We start from the raw sequence: 16,117 nt of genomic DNA, 5'->3' as shown, positions 1-16,117 counted from the left end.
CGGCGCGTGATGCGCGAGGCCCCCGCCGCCCAGAGTTTCGTGTCAGACGGCGGCGTCGTCCTCCCTCCGTCGCGCCAGCGGGTACCCAATCCCCACGAGCGCGCCCGCGACAAGCAGCAGCACGCCGACTGTCGCACCGGTGCGGGGCAGCGACACGATGCCCTGAGGTGTGACCGGGAGCTTCGGCGGGGCCGGGGCCGTCGCGTGCGTCGTCGAGCAGGCGGGGTCGACGAACGTCGCCTCGGGCTCGAGCAGCGCGACCGCGTCGAACAGCAGCGGCTGCATGAGGTCAGGCGCCGCGCACGACGTCGGCGGGAGCCTGCCGGCGCCTCCCGTGCCCGTGATGACATTGCGCAGCGTGACGCCATAGGCGTCGTCGGCGATCCGCACCGAGTAGTGGAGCACGGTGGGCTCGGCGAGCTTGTCGATCCTCCACTCAAGCGTCATGCCGTCGTCGCTGCGCGTGACCGCGTCCTGGTGGTCGAGCACCTCCACGAAGGTCGCCTTGCCGTCGCCGAGCACGTCGGACAGGTCATCGGTGACGACCAGGTCGGTCAGACCGTCGATGTCCTCGCCGAGGGGTGTGGCGGTCAGCGCGTAGGTGATGACCTGGCCGCGATCGGCCTTGCCGTCCTGGTCGTCACTCGACTTGGTCAGCGACCAGGTCGGGTCGATCGTGTGGACGGTCACGCACACCTCATCAAGGTCTTCGACCTCGACACCGTCAACGCAGGTCTCGGGCGGGACGGGGTCGCCCGGCTCGTCGGGGTCCACCCCGCCCATGCCGGTGACGACATTGCGCAGCGTGACTCCGTAGGCGTCGGCGTCGACGATGACGGTGTACGTCAAGGTCGCCTCACGGGTGAGGGCGCCAACGCTCCACTCGATGCTCTGCCCGTCGTCCGCGACCTTCGCGGAGCCTCTGCTCGCCGTGATCGAACCATCGATGAGCGTCGCGTGCGTCAGCAGGTCGGACAGGTCATCCGTGACGACGACGCCCGGCACCGTCGCATACTCCTCGCCGATCGCCGAGGCGGTCACCGTGAAGGTGATCCTCGATCCGGGCGCCACCGTGCCGGTGGTGTCGGTGCTCGTCTTGCTCAGCCGCCAGACCGGGTCCGTAGCGTGCGTGGTGATGCACTCTTCGACCAGCAACGCGTTCGGGGTTCCTTCGGCGCACGACATCGGAGGGAAGTCGCCCTCGCCGTCCTCGTCGCGATCCGTGCCGCCCGAGCCTGTGACCACGTTGCGCAGCGACACGCCGTAGGCGTCGTCGGCGACCTGCACCGAGTAGTGGAGCACGGTGGGCTCGGTGAGCTTGTCGATCCTCCACACGAGCGTCATGCCGTCTTCGCTGAGCTTCGCCGCGTCCTGGTGGTCGAGCACCTCCACGAAGGTCGCCTTGCCGTCGCCGAGCACGTCGGACAGGTCATCGGTGACGACCAGATCGGTCAGACCGTCGACGCTTCCTCCGACCGGCGCGGCCTCCACCGCGTAGACAATGAGCTGGCCGGGCTCTGCCTTGCCATCGTTGTCGCTACTCGTCTTCTTCAACGACCACGTCGGATCCGTCACGTGCTCCGTCATGCACTCGGCGCCGATTTCGTCGAAGGGAGTGCCCGCCGCACACGTGGTTGGCGGGAGGTCGTCTTCCACAGTCTCCGGGCTGCCGCTGGCCGTGCCAGTGACGACGTTGCGCAACGTCACGCCGTAAGCCTTCTCACTGACCCGAACGGTGTACGTGAGGCTCTCCTGGTCAGCGAGCGATCCAAACACCCACGTGATGCTCTGGTGGATCGGATCGAACGACGCCGTGCCTGAATATGGTTCGAGGAACTCGACGAAGGTCGCGTTGTCCCCATCCAGCACTCCGCTCAGGTCGTCGGTGATGACGAGGCCGGTGGGGGGCTCTGCGCCCTCGCCGCCCGTGTTGGTGGCAGTCACCGTGTAGGTGATGAGTCCGCCGCGATCAACCGCGCGGTCCGCCGGGTTGCTCGACTTAGCCAGCGACCAGGACGAGGGGTGGAAGGTGTTGGCGAACGTCGCGACCGGCCAATGAGGCTCGGGGTCCGTGGTGGTCACCGTGGAGGTCACGGTGCTGCCGCCACTCACGCCGCCGTACCCCGCGACGGTCGTCTCCGCAGCGAGCACTCCTTCGCCGCGGTCAGCGACCACTGTGCAGACGACGTACAGCACTCCGTCGTAAGTGACGCCGGGGAGCGGTGCTGGCGGCACCACCTCTCTGACGTCCCAGCAGTACCGCGCGCCGATGTCGTCTTGCGTGAACGTCGCGACCAGGCCCGTCATCGTCACGGGCGTGTTCGCTGCGCTCAGCAGAGTTGGCACCGGTGCTCCAGGCTCGGCGCCGAAACGGCTGATCGTTGCCGCGTCCTGCGGCGTCACGGTGAACTCGAACTCCCCAGCGCTCATTGGCCGGCCTACGAGCGACTTTGTGAGGTCGAGCCGCCACGGAAGGCTCGCCGAGTACGTGTTGACGAACGCCCCAGTCGAGTTTGAGTACTCGATGCTCGTGATCGACAAGGCGCCGATCCCATCGTCCTCGACCACGATCGTCACCGTGATGGGGTCCGCATAATCCATCCATGACGGCGCGGGGACGGGTGTTCGTTCCGTCACCGTGTAGGTGTAGGTGCCCTTCGCGTGGAAAGTGATGTCACCGAAGCCAAACGGCGTCGCCCCCGCGCCCGAGTCCACTGTCACCTCCGTCCTCGCTGGCAGTGGCGCTCCTTCTTGGGCCTTCAGATCAAAGATGAAAACGTCGGACGCCGACCACGCGCGTCCCTGGAGCACCTTCCTGAACGTCGGTGTGGCCGTCGCCGGGCTTGGGATGTACGTGTTGACGAATCCCTGCTTCGTCCCGCTCGCCGTGACCTCAACCGCGAGGTTCGCGTCTCCGGCGTCATCGGGGTTCGTGACCTTGACCGTGTATGTCACAGGATCCCGGTCGTAGACCATCCCACTGCCGTCGTCAGTTGGGGCGACCTCTCGGACACAGAACGTGTACGTGCCCTGCTTCGCAAACGTCAGTGATTCGAAGGCGAATCGCGCGTCTGCCACTCCCGTCGCCGAGGCCGTCACCTGAACCTCAGGGATCGTCACCGTCCCGTCGTCAAGCGCAGCCTCGGTCAACGCGTCGCATGCTTCGAGCGTGAACGTGAACTCCTCGCCGTCCGCCCATTCGCGCCCGACAAGCGACTTTGTGCCCGTGATATTGGCCGATGCCTCGCCCGCGTCATAGGTGTTCTCGAATGCCGCAGGGACGTCGACGCCGTACGTGCCGGGACCTGGATCACACTCACCGTAGGGACTCGCCTCACTGATCTCGTCCTTCGTCGTCACACAACGCTCAGAGAACGCTGTGAGGTCCATTGGCCCCTCTGCTCCATCCGGCGTCTCACCCAGATCTTCCAGAGCCACGCGAATTGCATAGAAGTAGACGCGCGCGTCGTAGGAGACGAAAGAGTCCGAATCGTTCGGGTCCACTTCCTCTACCGAGTAGTAGAATGTGTGTCCCGCGTGAATTGCGGTGAACGACAGGCGTGGCGAGTGGACGATACTCTGACCCGGCACATTCGTGACTACGATTCCCTTCTCCCCGAACGACGGTCCCTCGACGCCAGTGCGGTCGCCCGGCGGCTTCTCGAGATCGGCGCCGAGGGACTTGTAGAGAAATTCATGCGCCAGCGTCGGGCTCCGCCATACGGTGCCATCAGAGCTCGTGAGGTCATTGACCTGCTTCGTCGCCTGCAGCGTGCCGCCCACCTCACCGTCGTCCCACGTGTTGACAAAGGAAGCGACGTCCACTGCCGAGGCAGGGGAGAGAACGGTGCCGTCGTCGTCGCGGACTGGGGTGAGCACGGCGGACGCGTGCAGCACGCCGTCGCCTTCATCCGAGACCGTCACCACCCACGAGTAGGCCGCCGAAGAGAACGAGAGCGCCGGGTCCACAGCATAATCGTCGCGCTCGTAGATCGTGTAGGCGTACTCGCCCGCTGACTCGAACTCGATCGGCGGGAACGAGACGGCTGCGCCGCTCGTTACGTCAACAGTCCTACAGGTCTGCACCTCATCGCACAGAGAGAATTGGAAGGTGTCGTCTTCGCGCCAACTGCGACCCTCAATAACCTTTTGGACCGATGGCCCATCGGAAACGGCACTCGCAGGTTCGTAGCGGTTGACGAAGTCCGCTGAACTCCCGCTCGCCGGCGGAGAGGGAATCACACCTGCAGGCGGGCCATCCGGACTCTCGAGGTAATACCCCGGAGGAATCTCAGACTCGACTTCGGTCACGACGTACTCGGCCCCTGCAGGGAGCCCGTAGAAGATCGCGTACTCGTCCGCGAACAGGGTGAACTGATCATGGTTCTCGACTATGATGTTGCGGTCGAGCGAGTGATCGCTGCGATAAACCGACGCCAGGAACGATTCTGCCAACGGCGCCTCGTCGTCCTGCGCCGCTTCCTCCGACCGGGCCACATCGAGCTGGAACGTGAACGGCGTCGAGGCCTGCGGGTGAAGGCCAGCGCTCTCGTCGAACACAACAGACTTCGACACCCGTAGGGTTCCCGGCGCCGGGTAGTCGAGCGTTCCGTTATTACCGAGCGCGACGGTGACGACGCCGTCGGGCCCACTTGTCGACGTGATCGCACTGCGCGTCGTGCGCACAGAGGTCGCGGTCCCGGTGTTGTTTCCCGAACCACCGACACAGGTGGGAGCATCGTAATCCCAAGTGGCATTCGAGCACTTGTCATAGTCGAGGCTCTGGATGCGTTCGGCGCCGATGTCAAGCAGGCCGGCGGGCGCGACGATCTGTCCCTGCGCCGCGGTCGGGTTGAATCCCGCATCCCGCAGGTCGCCGATCGTTGTGCCGATCGTCAGAAGCGTCCGTTCTGGCGTCGTTCCGTCGGGGCGTGTGTAAACGACATCCTGGTAGTAGACCGGGGTACTCCGGTCTCCCCAGTCGGCTTGCGTGAGCGGCTCGCTCACCTGCGCGTCCATGAAGAGCGGCGACGCAGCCGAGATGCGATAGAAGTCGTTGCGGAGCGACGGCGTGAAGGAGGCAGTGGTGAGTCCTTCCGCGGCGCCGTCGTTGTAGGCGTTCGAATAGAACCGTACCTTGCCGTCAACAGAGTTCCCGGAGATGTAATTGGTCAACGCAACCCGTTCGGCAGCGGACAACAAGTGCTCAGCGCCTGGGTCAGTTGGGACGGGGTTTGCGAGGAACTCGAGCACTGCGCTCTTCGGTGCCACCTTGTAGTAGACGTGCAAGGGGTGCGAGACGAAAGAGGCGATGCTCTTCGGGTCGCCGTTCTCGTCGAGAGTGACACGCTTGTCATACACGGGCAGGAGGCCGACCGGCACGCGGACGGTCACGGTGTCTCCGACGCTGAGGTCATCGCTCCTGGCCACAGTGATCTTGATTGCCGTCAGTTCCGTCGCGCCCGGCATGATTGAGTTGGCGTCGTACGAACCCGCGAACTCGTATGCGTCCACGTTCTGACTCTGCTGCACGCTGCTCTTGACCGTGAACGTCGTCGCGACACAATCGGTCTCAACATCGCCGGGCTCGGCTTCCTCCATCGCCCGGTCGTCAAACGAGCAGAATGCGATTCGGCTCATGTCGGTGACGTGCATGTAGGACCCGAGTTGATCGATAAATGTGACATACCCGTCGGCATTGGCCCCGTCGGATCCGACGGCGACGGGGAAGTTCGGCGCCGCGTCGACGATTGTCTCCGCGATCTCTTCGAACGAGTCCTTCAGGTCATCGGTCGTAACAGGGGCGAAGAAGTCGGTGTTGTATGCGAAGTCGCTAACTCTCTCGAGGTCAAAGGAAGAATAGTCCTCGTCCGTTGGGTGCGTGACGGGATAGTCCACATTAGAGTTGTTTCTCCTATCCACAAGGACGGAGAAAGGTTCAACGCCCGAAAGGTACTGATCGAGGGCGCCGCTGAAGCTCCTATCCATGTCGTTCTGTACCACGTCCTCGCGCTTCATCGCTGGGTCGAGCGTCGCATACGCGAGGTCCTGACCTTGTCCGATCAGACCTGGGATCCCGAGACCGACGGTGTAGACACTGGACTCCACTCCGTTGACTCCGTGGGCCCTGTTGTAGTCGTCGTCGTTGTAGGCCGCCCTGATCTTCTCCTTGAGCAGGGAAGCCGCCAGCGCCGCCTTGAATCCGTTCCCGTAGTACTGCGCGGGGTTGTTCTGGGTCGCCGGTGCGCTCGGTCCGTGGGTTCCGTCGTCCGTGGGGTTCCACCAGGAGGGTGAGGTCGCTGAGAGCGTGGGTTCGCCGTCGGTGAAGAGGATGACGTTGGGCACGCGCTGGTTCAGTCCCGTGACAGGTTCGCTCGGGTTCGCGAGCAAGCCCATGCCGGTCGTCACACCTCGTTGGATGTTCGTGGATTGAGTTCCGCCTTGCGTCCCGACGGTCCGTGTTTGGGTCGCAGTCTGCAACGTCAGCGCGCCACCCGACCCGCGCGTCAAGGAGATGTATGCCTCAGAGTCTTTGATCTTTGTCGGCGGGGCAAGCCCTTCGAGCACCTCGGCGTTGTTGCCGAACAACACGAGGGCGACTTTGTTGGCGTCGTTGTCCGCCTGGATGATGGAGATCGCCGAGTTGACTGCGTCCACCATGGCATACGCACGAGAGTTGAGCCACGACCGGGGCGCCGTTGTCGCACCCGTCTCGTCGCAGGTTTCAGTGTTTCCGACACACTGCCTCATGGAGTATGAGTTGTCGAGAACGAGCACGACGTCGATCGGCACTGGCACCGAGCTCATCACGTGGCGCGTCGATCCGACTGCGGACAGTGCGACGGCAAGTTCATCCGGGCCGACGACAAGAGGTCCCGGGTCTTCTTCGCCTTCCATTCCTGGAGGCACCGGAACGTCATTCTTGAAGACGGTCTTGTCGGTCCAGATGCGGCCTGGCCCCTGGCTTGAGATGGCGTAGTAGTCGGGGTCCTTCGCACCCGGATACTCGTGGTGCGTCTCTGGGTCGACGAGCTTCTCAGGCGTCGCGAGGTGGTCCGGGCGCTCAGTGCTTGTTGACGGATCGTCAGCCGCCGCTGCGCCCACCATCTCTTCGGGCCCGGCCACCGCCACTGCACCCGTACCGACAAGAGCCAACGCGAGAATCGCGGCCACGGTCGAGGCATAGCCGGAGCGGCGCCTGCTGCGGTATCGGTGAGCGATCATGGCAGTACTCCCTCGTCGGTGCGCGCGGCGATTCGCGCCGCCCCCGGCCGTCGCCTACGTAGGGGCGTGCCTCACGCTAAGTACCGGATCGCGCGGACCTTGCGGCGCATGGCGGCGGTTGATCGACAACGACGCCAACATCCGATGATCGTTACCTCATCGTTACCGATATGTCCCACACAGGCGCAGAAGCGACGCGTTTTGGCTAGCAGGTCACAATTCGAGAGGCGACATGCGACGGCGCTGGCCGCCGGGCGCCGATCCCGCCGATGAACACCGCCGCTTCGCATGACCCCTTCGACGCACGCTCGTCCATGCGTCCGCCACCCCTGCAAGTCCGCTCGATTCCTGATGTTTCAAGGAGTCGCGGCCCACCGTCATAGTGGTCCAACCACATCCGTGAGAACCGAGCTGAAATCGCCACGCAGGGACCCGATTCGCACAAAAACGAAAACGATCCCCATCCCAAACCGCCCACCCAGGCAGACGCGGGCGCGTATACCACGTCTCGCAATGTGTCGGCGCCCGCTCGACCTTCCGAGACGGCCCTTGGGCGCCCGATCCCAGCGCTCAGCCGCGCGCCGGGCCCAACCGCTGCGCGACCTCGTCCGCGACCTGCGCCATGGCGTGGGCGATCTGCACCGACCGCCCCAGGTACCCCGTCGGGTCCAGCAGCTCGCGCACCTCCTCGACGGTGAACGCGCCCATCACCACCGAGTCCTGCGCGAGCAGGTCGAGGAACGGGGTGTCGGTCACCGCGGCCTTCTGCGCGGCGTCGTAGACCACCTCGTGCGCCCGCTGCCGCCCGATCCGCTCCCCCAGCGCGAGCATGAGCGACTCGGACCCGATCATCCCGGCCGACAGCCGCAGGTTGGCCCGCATCCGCTCGCCGTCGAGCTCCAGCCCTCCGAGCACGACGTCGAGCCGCGCGAGCATGTCGCCGGCCAGCACCGTGGCCGAGGCCGAGATGTCCTCCAGCAGCGCCGTCATCGCCCCGTTGGCCTCGTGGTCGTGCAGCATCGACTCGAGCGCGGGCGCGGCCAGGGCGCGCAGCTCGGCCGACATGGTCAACATGTCGAGCACCAACTGCGGGTTGCGCTTGTGCGGCATGGTCGAGGACCCGACGGTGCCGGGCGGGATGGGCTCGAACGCCTCGCCGAACTCGGGCTGCATGAGCGCGTACACGTCTTTGGCGATCTTGCCGATGGTGCCGGCGATCTGCGCCAGCACCAGCACATACTCGACGATGCCGTCGTTGATGGCCCGTGACGGCACGCGCATGGGGCGCAGACCCAGCCGTCGCGCCACCCCGGCCTCGACGGCGCGCCCGGCCGCGCCGAACGACGCGAACGTGCCCACCGCACCACCCATGAGCACACAGAACAGCCGCTCTTCGACCCGTTCGAGCCGGTCGGCGTGCGCGACGAGCTCGTCGATCCACACGGCCACCTTGAATCCGAACGTGATCGGCACCGCGTGCTGGGAGTGCGTGCGCCCGGCGAGCGGCAGCGCGGCCGAGCGCCGCGCCTGCTCCGCACCGGACCGCAACGCCGCGCCCACCAGCTCCTTGATCTTGGTGTGCGCCTCGCGCAGCACCAGCACGTCCGCGGTCTGCGTGACGTTCTGCGTCGTCGCGCCCCAGTGCACCCACCCGCCGTGCTGCGTCCCGACGACGCGCGCGAACTCCTCGATGAGTGGCACCAGGGGGTGGCTGGCCTCCGTGGTCGCGGCGAGCACCCGCTTGATGTCGAGCTTCTCCAGCCGCGCCGTCAGCGCGATCGCCTTCGCCGACTCAAGCGGCACCAGGCCCGCGTCAGCCTCCGCGAGCGCCAACGCCGCCTCGACGTCGAGCCGGGCCTGCCAGCGGTGCTCACGCGAGAACAGCGCCGCGATCCCGGGGTCGGGCACGCGCCCCTCGGTGAACCGTCCGAACGGCGCGACGATCACACGACCACCTCCCTGCTCGGCATCCTCGCGCACGAGCGGCCCGCGCGGCGGGCGGGAGCGCGGACCGAGACAGTTGCGGGGGGCACAAGCCCGGGTGATTGTGGGCGTATGGGGACAACGAAGAGTGGTGTGGGAGTGGTCGAGACCGTCGTGCTCGACGTGCCCGACGTCGCCGCCGCGGGCGCCTTCTGGCAGCAGGTCGCGCCGTCGCGGGTGCTTCAGGAGGCCGACGACGACGGGCAGTTCCTGGTGCTGGGCACCCGCGAGGGCTGGCTGGTGGGGTTTCAGCCCGCCCCCGACCTCCAGCGCGCGCAGTGGCCCGGGCAGGAGCGCCCGCAGCAGCTCCACCTGGACCTGCGGGTTCCCGACCTGCCCGCCGCCACGGCCGCCGCGGTCGCGGCGGGCGCCACGGTGCTGCGTGAGAACCCGACGTGGAACACGCTTGCCGACCCCGCCGGGCACCCCTTCGACCTGTGCGTGAGCGACGAGGTCGACCACGCCGCAGTGTGGGCGCTGACGTTCGACGTGCCCGACGCCGGCGCCGCCGCGCGCTTCTGGGCGAGCCTGCTGGGCGAGGAGGTCGCCTACGAGGGCGACGGCATGGCCATGCTGGGCGGCGAGCGCACCCTCCTGTTCCAGCAGGTCGCCGACTACCACGCCCCCGCCTGGCCCGACCCGGCCCGCCCGCAGCAGCTCCACCTCGACCTGGGCATCGGCGAGCGCGACCCCGACGACGCGCAGGCCGCCGCACTCGCGCTCGGCGCCACGGCCCTGCCGGGCGGGGGCGAGACGTTCCGCGTCTTCGCGGACCCGGCCGGGCACCCGTTCTGCCTGTGCTGGGGATGAGGCCGCGGGAGGGGGCCACGCCTCAGCCCCGCCCGGCTCGCTCCACGAGCGCCGGATGCCGTGGGTCGTCGAAGCGCACGACGACGTCGGCGCGCCTGTCGGGGGCGACCTCGCGGCGGTACCGGTCATAGGCGGCGAGCTGCCACGCGTCGTCGAGCGGGGTGCCGCGCGTCTCGGCCGCGCGCGACAGCGCCAGGTGCGCCGTCAGGTCGACGTCGAGCCCGAGCCCCAGGGCGAGCGACCCGTCGAGCACGACGACGGCGCCCGGCGCCGCGGTGACGTACGGGGCGCGCGTCGAGCGGTCGGTCACCGGGTCGCGCAGTGTCGGCAGGTAGCGCCCGCGCTCGACGACGGCGCCGAGCACCTCACGGTTGAGCGCGCCCGCGTCGACCCAGCCGTCGAGCAGCGCGTCGGCGTCGCGTCGCCCGTGCTCAAGCCGCAACGACGCGGGGCGCAGGAAGTCGCGCAGCCGCACCCGCGCGACGGGCCGCCCGGCCGCGCGCAGCGGGTCGACCAGCGCGTCCGCGAGCGCCTCGGGCCGCGCGGCGGGGTGCCCGTCCACGAGCAGCCGCACCGCCGTCGTGCCCTCCGGGCCTCGCGCGGGCTCCTCGGGGCAGTCCAGCGCGCGCGCCACCAGGCGCGTGACCAGGGCGTCGAAGGTCAGGGGCAGAACCCGCACCGCGCCATGGTGTCATGGTGCAGAAGTGGTATGACGTGAGCCCAATGTTCCGATCGCCGCCATACGATCGTCCCGTGACGGATCAGGTGGTACGTGTCGGAATCGTCGAGGACGAGGCGCTCATGCGCGGAATGCTCGAACAGACGCTCTCGGCCGAGCCGAACCTGCGCGTCGTTCACGCGGTGCCGGGAGCCACGGAGGCGCGCCTGGTGTTCACCCCTGGATCGATCGACGTCGCGCTGCTCGACGTGCACCTGCCCGACGGCAACGGCGTCGCGCTGGGCGTGCAACTGCAGCGGCAGGACCCGAACCTCGCGATCATGCTGCTGTCGGCCGAGGACGTCATGGGCCTGTTCACCTCGGTGCAGGAGGAGGCGCCCAAGGCGTGGAGCTACCTGTCGAAGCGGTCGAGCTTCGCGCGCGACGTGCTGGTGCGCGCCGTCGCGGCGACCGCGGAGGGGCAGGTCGTCGTCGACCCGTACCTGGTGCAGCGCTCCGAGCCGCGCACCGGCTCGGCGGTGGCCGACCTCACGCCCGCGCAGTTCGGTGTGCTGCGGCTGGTCGCGGAGGGTCTGTCGAACCAGGCGGCGGCCGAACGGCTCGGCATCAACACGCGGTCGGTCGAGAGCCACCTGAAGTCCATCTACCAGCGCCTGGGGATCGACGGCGACGGCAGCAACCGGCGCGTCGCGGCCGTGCTCGCGTTCATCGAGCAGACCGGGCGTGCGTGGCGGACATGACCTCCGCGCCCGGCCCCACTCGCCGCGCCGAACGCCTCCCGGCGCTGCGGGCCGACCTCACCCGGCACGCGACGACCCGCATGGGCGTCGTGCTCGCGTCGACCAACGCGCTGCTGTTTGCGCTCATGTCGCTCGCGCAGTGGGCCGGGTGGGGCGGGTGGTACACCGCGTCCCAGCTCACGGGCGCCGCGACGCTCGCCCAGGCCCTCGGGGTCACCGGCGTCAACCTCGGCTACGGGCTGCTCGTCGTGGCCGGCACGTTCGCGCTGCGCCCGATGTCGTGGCCGCCGCGGACCCGATACCTGATCATCGCGGCGGTGGCGCTGGTGGCGTCCTTGCCGCGCGTCGCCGGGCTGCGGGCCATCTACTCGACGCCGTCGGGCGCCGTCTTCGCGATCGCCGAGTGGGTCGCGGGCTTCGCGGCCGGATTCGTCGCGGTGAGCGCGGGCGTGCTCACCGCGCAACTCGTGACCCGCGCGCGCGACGAGGAGACCCGCAGGCTGCGCGAGGCCCGGCGTGCGGCCCGCGCCGTCGAGGAGCTGCAGACCGAGGAGATGCGCGTGCGCCGCATGGTCTCCGACCAGCTCCACGGCACGCTGCAGCACCGGTTGGTCGCGGTCACCGCGGGTCTCGACGGGCTCGCGGCGCGGCTGGCCACCACCGATGAGGCGGCGGCGGCCGAGTTGCGCGAGTGGGCCGAACGACTGGAGGAGGTCCGCGACCAGGAGGTGCGCTCACTGAGCCACGCGGTGTTCCCCTCGGGCGTCGAGCTGGGCGCGCACCGCGCCATCGAGCAGATGCTGCGCCGGCTGCCGGTGCGCCTGGCGACGTCGCTGGAGATCGGCCCCGAGTACCGGCGCCTGTCCGACGCCGGCCAGGAGCCGCTGCCGCTCGCCGAGCGCCTCGTGGCGGTCTACACCGTCGAGGAGGCCGTGACCAACGCGCTCAAACACGGGCGCGCGACGCAGGTGCGCGTCGCCGCCGAGGTGCGCCCGGCCGACCGGTCCGCTCCGGGCGGCCCATGGCTGCTCGACGTCACCGTGGACGACGACGGCACGGGCCTGCCCGACGGCGAGCCCGAGCTGTTCGGGCTGGCCCGGCACGCCGAACGGCTCCAGTCGCGCGGCGGGTCGCTGCGGCTCGGACCCAGCCCGCTGGGTGGAGCGCGCGTGCGCGTCTCGCTGCCGTTCGACCGCACCCCCGGCGCGACCGAGCCGGGCACACCCCCCGCGGAGTGAGCCGCTACTCGCAGGCCACGCCGTCGCCGTCACGGTCGAGGGCCGAGCGGTAGCCCGGCTGCCCCGCGAAGAGCGGGGCCGCGCCCGCGTCCCGGGCCGCCGTGCAGTTCTTGAAGTAGACGCTCGCGTCGACCGGAGCCGGAGCGGGCGCGGGCTCCGGAGCGGGCGCCGGGGCAGGCGCGGGGGCAGGGGCAGGCGCAGGCGCCGGGTCGGGCGCCGGAGCAGGAGCCGGGGCGGGCGCGGGCGCCGCAGGCGGGGCGACAACCAGCCCGGCCGACCCACCCGACGGCAGCGGCTCGTCGGGGCAGGCGCCCAGCACGCGCGCCATGGCGTCGCGCTCGGGCGCCGTGACCCACAGACCGTAGGAGGCCTTGACCGCCACCTGCCGTGCGACGTACGCGCACCGGAACGCCTTGTTCGGCGGCAGCCATGTGGCGGTGTCGCCGGCGCCCTTCGCCTGGTTGACCGAGCCCTTGGAGGCGAGCAGGTTGAGCGGGTCGTTCGCGAACGCCTTGCGGGTCTCGGGCGCCCACTGCTGCGCACCCTTCTGCCACGCGTCCGCGAGCGCCACCACATGATCGATCTGCACCTGCGCGCTGGTGTCCTGCCCGCGTTGGAAGGCGATCGTCTCGCCCGAATACGGGTCGGCGAACGTGCCGGTCAGCACCACGCAGCCGTGCGTGCCGGCCTTGGTGGCGATGTCGGTCAGGTCGCGCGCGAGGATGTCGTTGCGCGTGTCGCAGCCGTTGCGGTCGACGTCGGCCCACGCCGGGCCGAACAGGTCGCGGTCGTACCCGGTCATCGGGGCGCGGCCCTTGACGGTGAGCGTCGCGACGGCCGCGAGCGCCGCGCTGGGCCCCTCTGCGCCCGTCTCCGTCGCGCCCGTCTCCGTCGCGCCCGTGTCCGCCGCTGCCGCGGGCGGCTCGGCCACCGGCTCGCTCGGCGTGGCGCTCGGCTCCTCACTCGCCACCTCGTTCGCCATGTCGCTCGCCATGTCGCTGGGCGTCTCGCCCGCCACGGCCGACTCCGCGTCGGGCGACGGCGCGCTCACCGACGACGCGGCGAGCGCCCCCCGCGCGCCGACGTCGTCGGACGCCCCGGCGGCCCCGGCGACGACCAGCACGGCGACCAGCGATCCGGCGCCCACCGCGGACGCGGTGCGCCGGCGCATGCGCCCCCACCAGGTGCGCGTGGTGAGCACACCCCAGGCTGCGCTGGCGGCCAGGTAGAGCAGCGCGAACGCCAGCATGCCGCTCAGTCCCCCGACGAGGCCGATCAGCCCGGCGAGCAGCAGGCCGCAGATCCCGATCCAGAACGAGGGGCGATGGGTGTCAACGAGGCTCACGCGGACAACTGTGCCGTCTCGCGCGCCCGATCTGGGCGTTTCGCGGGTGAAAATGGCTTTCGATGCGCGCCATCACCCGTCAGGCGAGCTCGCGCCACCCCGGCAGCACGCGTTCGAGCGCGACGGGCAACTCGACCGACTCGCCGTCCTTGCCGCCCTCCCCCAGCACCATGGGCGGGCGAGCCGGCGCCGGGCGCACGCCGCGCACGCGGTCGAGCGCCGAGAGCGGGGCGATGAGCACGTAGAAGTGGCCGTCGGCCCCCAGCGCGGCCGTGCGGTCCAGGCGCAGGTGCCAACCGCGCAGCGGGGTGCGGGCCTCGCCGCGGCCGCCGTAGCCGCGCACGCGCAGGGGCGTGGGCGCGGGGCCGTGGGCGAGCACGACGGGCAGGAACTCGCGCAGCAGCCCCTCGGCCTGCTCGTGCACGGCGTCCTGCCGCGCGCGCAACCGGTCGGCCTGCACCCGCGCGGCCTCGGTGCGCTGCGCCATCCACTCCTCACTCACCCCCGAAGTCTGACATCTGGTGCGCGCGGGCGACGGCGTGCGGCGCAGCGCCCCGTGTGCGGTTGACGCGCGTCCACCCCGACTGTCGCCGGCGCCGCGACCTGTCGGGGATCACGCGCGCCTGGTTGGATGGTGTGATGGAGCCGGAGTCCGCCGAGTCGTATTACGCCCGCCTCGCCGCCGCGACGGACGCGGGCGGCCGCCTGCCGCTGGTCACCGACGGGCCGCTCAGTTGGGACGTCTTCCCGTTCGAGGCCGCCTCGCTGCGCCTCAAGCCGCTGGAGCCGCTGGCCGACGTCGAGCCGCCCCGCCGCGGCGAGGACCCCGCCGAGTGCTGGTGCGCCTCGCCCGACGGCGCCCACGGCGAGGTGTGGGGCAACGAGCGGTGGGTGCTGCGGCTGGTCGAGCCGTCGAGCCTGCCCCTGACGCTCAGCCTGGGGCCGCGCGCCCACCACGACCTGCCGGGGCTGACGACCGAGCTCGCGGCGGAGCTGGGCCAGCTTCTGGTGTCGGTCGCGGCGGCCATGGAGGCGCTGCCGAGCGTCGGGCGCGCGCACGTCGGCAAGTACGGTGACGGCTCGGCGCACCTGCACGTGTTCCTGTTCGGGCGCCCCGCCCGGCTGCCTCAGTTGCGCGGCTCGCCACTTCAGGACTGGGAGGCGTGCCTGCCCCTGACGCCGGGCGAGGTGCTGCGAGCCAACGCCGCGTACGTCGCCGGGCGGGTCGCCGTCGACATGGGCGGCCGCGCCGCCTGACCCACCTGCGGCGTAGGGCCGCACACGACCCTCATCCCGCGGTCGGACGCCGTCGTCCACAGGTTCCACCGCAGGTCCGACGACGTCGCCGCGCGCCGTCCGTAGCGTCGATGGCATGACCACGCACCTGCACCCCCTCAGCCCCCGCGAGGTCGCGAGCCTGACCTCGACCGCCCGCCCGCGCGCCGAGTCGGTCGCCCTCGGCGTCCTGTCTGCGGCGTCGGCGCTCGCCGTCGTCGCGGCGGGGCTCGCCCGGATTCTCGCCTGACTCACCTGCCCGTGCGCGGGCCGCCGACGGCGCCTACCGTCACCCCGTGAGCACCCACATCGCGCTGCTGCGCGCGGTCAACGTCGGCGGCACGGGCAAGCTGCCCATGGCCGACCTGCGGCGGCTCGCGCAGGACGTCGGCTTCACCGGCGTCGAGACGTACATCGCGAGCGGCAACCTGCTCCTGGAGTCCGACGACGAGGAGGCCACGGTCGGCCGGAGGCTCGAGCGTGCGCTCGGGGCGTACGCGGGCAGGCCGGTGGGCGTCCTGGTGCGCAGCCCGGGCGAGTTGCGCCGCGTGCTCGACGCGAACCCCTTCGACGAGGCGCCCGGCAACCGGGTGGCCGTCGTCTTCCTGCCGGGAGCGGCACCGTCAGACGCCCTCGACACCGTCTCGCGCGCCGACGACGGCGAGGTTGTCCATCTCGGCGAGCGGGTCTTGTACGTGCACTATCCGAACGGGATGGGGCGCTCGCGCCTGCGGGTTCCGGCCGCCGCGCAGGGCACGGCCCGCAACGTCAACACGGTCGCACGGCTGGTCGCGCTGGCCGAGGCCCGCACCCCCGGCTGACC

General features: G+C 69.8%; 11 protein-coding genes. 6 read left to right on the top strand and 5 right to left on the bottom strand.

The features are described 5' to 3' along the window. Positions 1–42: 42 nt before the first annotated feature. Both EV386_RS15480 and EV386_RS15475 read right to left on the bottom strand, forming a co-directional pair. Positions 43–7,173, bottom strand: coding sequence for a Spy0128 family protein (locus EV386_RS15480; protein WP_165399965.1), 7,131 nt, complete (start codon positions 7,171–7,173; stop codon positions 43–45). Between the two features lie 621 nt (positions 7,174–7,794). Continuing rightward, positions 7,795–9,171, bottom strand: coding sequence for a lyase family protein (locus EV386_RS15475; protein WP_130416216.1), 1,377 nt, complete (start codon positions 9,169–9,171; stop codon positions 7,795–7,797). A gap of 108 nt (positions 9,172–9,279) precedes the next feature. On the opposite strand from EV386_RS15475, the gene EV386_RS15470 reads away from it, so the two are divergent. Beyond that, complete coding sequence (locus EV386_RS15470) at positions 9,280–10,017, top strand: VOC family protein (protein WP_130416215.1); 738 nt, start codon at positions 9,280–9,282, stop codon at positions 10,015–10,017. A 22-nt stretch (positions 10,018–10,039) separates the two neighbouring features. Here EV386_RS15470 and EV386_RS15465 read toward each other — a convergent pair whose 3' ends face one another. After that, on the bottom strand, positions 10,040–10,696 hold the full coding sequence (locus EV386_RS15465) for a nucleoside/nucleotide kinase family protein (protein ID WP_130416214.1): 657 nt from the start codon (positions 10,694–10,696) through the stop codon (positions 10,040–10,042). A 74-nt stretch (positions 10,697–10,770) separates the two neighbouring features. Here EV386_RS15465 and EV386_RS15460 point away from each other — a divergent pair, with 74 nt between their 5' ends. Further along, on the top strand, positions 10,771–11,436 hold the full coding sequence (locus EV386_RS15460; RefSeq protein WP_242607997.1) for a response regulator transcription factor: 666 nt from the start codon (positions 10,771–10,773) through the stop codon (positions 11,434–11,436). Continuing rightward, positions 11,433–12,674, top strand: a complete 1,242-nt coding sequence (locus tag EV386_RS15455) for a sensor histidine kinase (RefSeq protein WP_130416213.1) — start codon at positions 11,433–11,435, stop codon at positions 12,672–12,674. The genes EV386_RS15460 and EV386_RS15455 overlap by 4 nt, the downstream gene beginning before the upstream one ends. 4 nt (positions 12,675–12,678) lie before the next feature. On the opposite strand, the gene EV386_RS15450 is transcribed toward EV386_RS15455, so the two are convergent. Then, entirely contained in the window at positions 12,679–14,019 is a 1,341-nt protein-coding gene (locus tag EV386_RS15450) for a GmrSD restriction endonuclease domain-containing protein (protein ID WP_242607996.1), read from the bottom strand. 79 nt (positions 14,020–14,098) lie between these two features. Beyond that, positions 14,099–14,521 carry a hypothetical protein gene (locus EV386_RS15445; protein WP_130416212.1) on the bottom strand — a complete coding sequence of 141 codons (423 nt, stop codon included), beginning with the start codon at positions 14,519–14,521 and terminating at the stop codon, positions 14,099–14,101. A 137-nt stretch (positions 14,522–14,658) separates the two neighbouring features. On the opposite strand from EV386_RS15445, the gene EV386_RS15440 reads away from it, so the two are divergent. The 3 genes from EV386_RS15440 to EV386_RS15435 all read left to right on the top strand — a co-directional run bounded on the left by EV386_RS15440 (position 14,659) and on the right by EV386_RS15435 (position 16,115). Next, a complete protein-coding gene (locus EV386_RS15440; protein WP_130416211.1) occupies positions 14,659–15,276 on the top strand; it encodes a hypothetical protein in 618 nt (205 codons plus the stop codon). A gap of 115 nt (positions 15,277–15,391) precedes the next feature. Continuing rightward, positions 15,392–15,544 carry a hypothetical protein gene (locus EV386_RS18400; RefSeq protein WP_165399964.1) on the top strand — a complete coding sequence of 51 codons (153 nt, stop codon included), beginning with the start codon at positions 15,392–15,394 and terminating at the stop codon, positions 15,542–15,544. A gap of 46 nt (positions 15,545–15,590) precedes the next feature. Then, a complete protein-coding gene (locus tag EV386_RS15435) occupies positions 15,591–16,115 on the top strand; it encodes a DUF1697 domain-containing protein (protein ID WP_130416210.1) in 525 nt (174 codons plus the stop codon). Positions 16,116–16,117: the final 2 nt, after the last annotated feature.

Source organism: Xylanimonas ulmi, from assembly GCF_004216535.1.
Classification (GTDB): domain Bacteria; phylum Actinomycetota; class Actinomycetes; order Actinomycetales; family Cellulomonadaceae; genus Xylanimonas; species Xylanimonas ulmi.
This window is presented reverse-complemented; position numbering and strand designations above follow the sequence as displayed.

Excerpts from the sequence above, each read along its gene's own strand:
- EV386_RS15455 (WP_130416213.1), top strand. The coding sequence starts at position 11,433 with ATGACCTCCGCGCCCGGCCCCACTCGCCGCGCCGAACGCCTCCCGGCG.
- EV386_RS15470 (WP_130416215.1), top strand. The coding sequence starts at position 9,280 with ATGGGGACAACGAAGAGTGGTGTGGGAGTGGTCGAGACCGTCGTGCTC.
- EV386_RS15440 (WP_130416211.1), top strand. The coding sequence starts at position 14,659 with ATGGAGCCGGAGTCCGCCGAGTCGTATTACGCCCGCCTCGCCGCCGCG.
- EV386_RS18400 (WP_165399964.1), top strand. The coding sequence starts at position 15,392 with ATGACCACGCACCTGCACCCCCTCAGCCCCCGCGAGGTCGCGAGCCTG.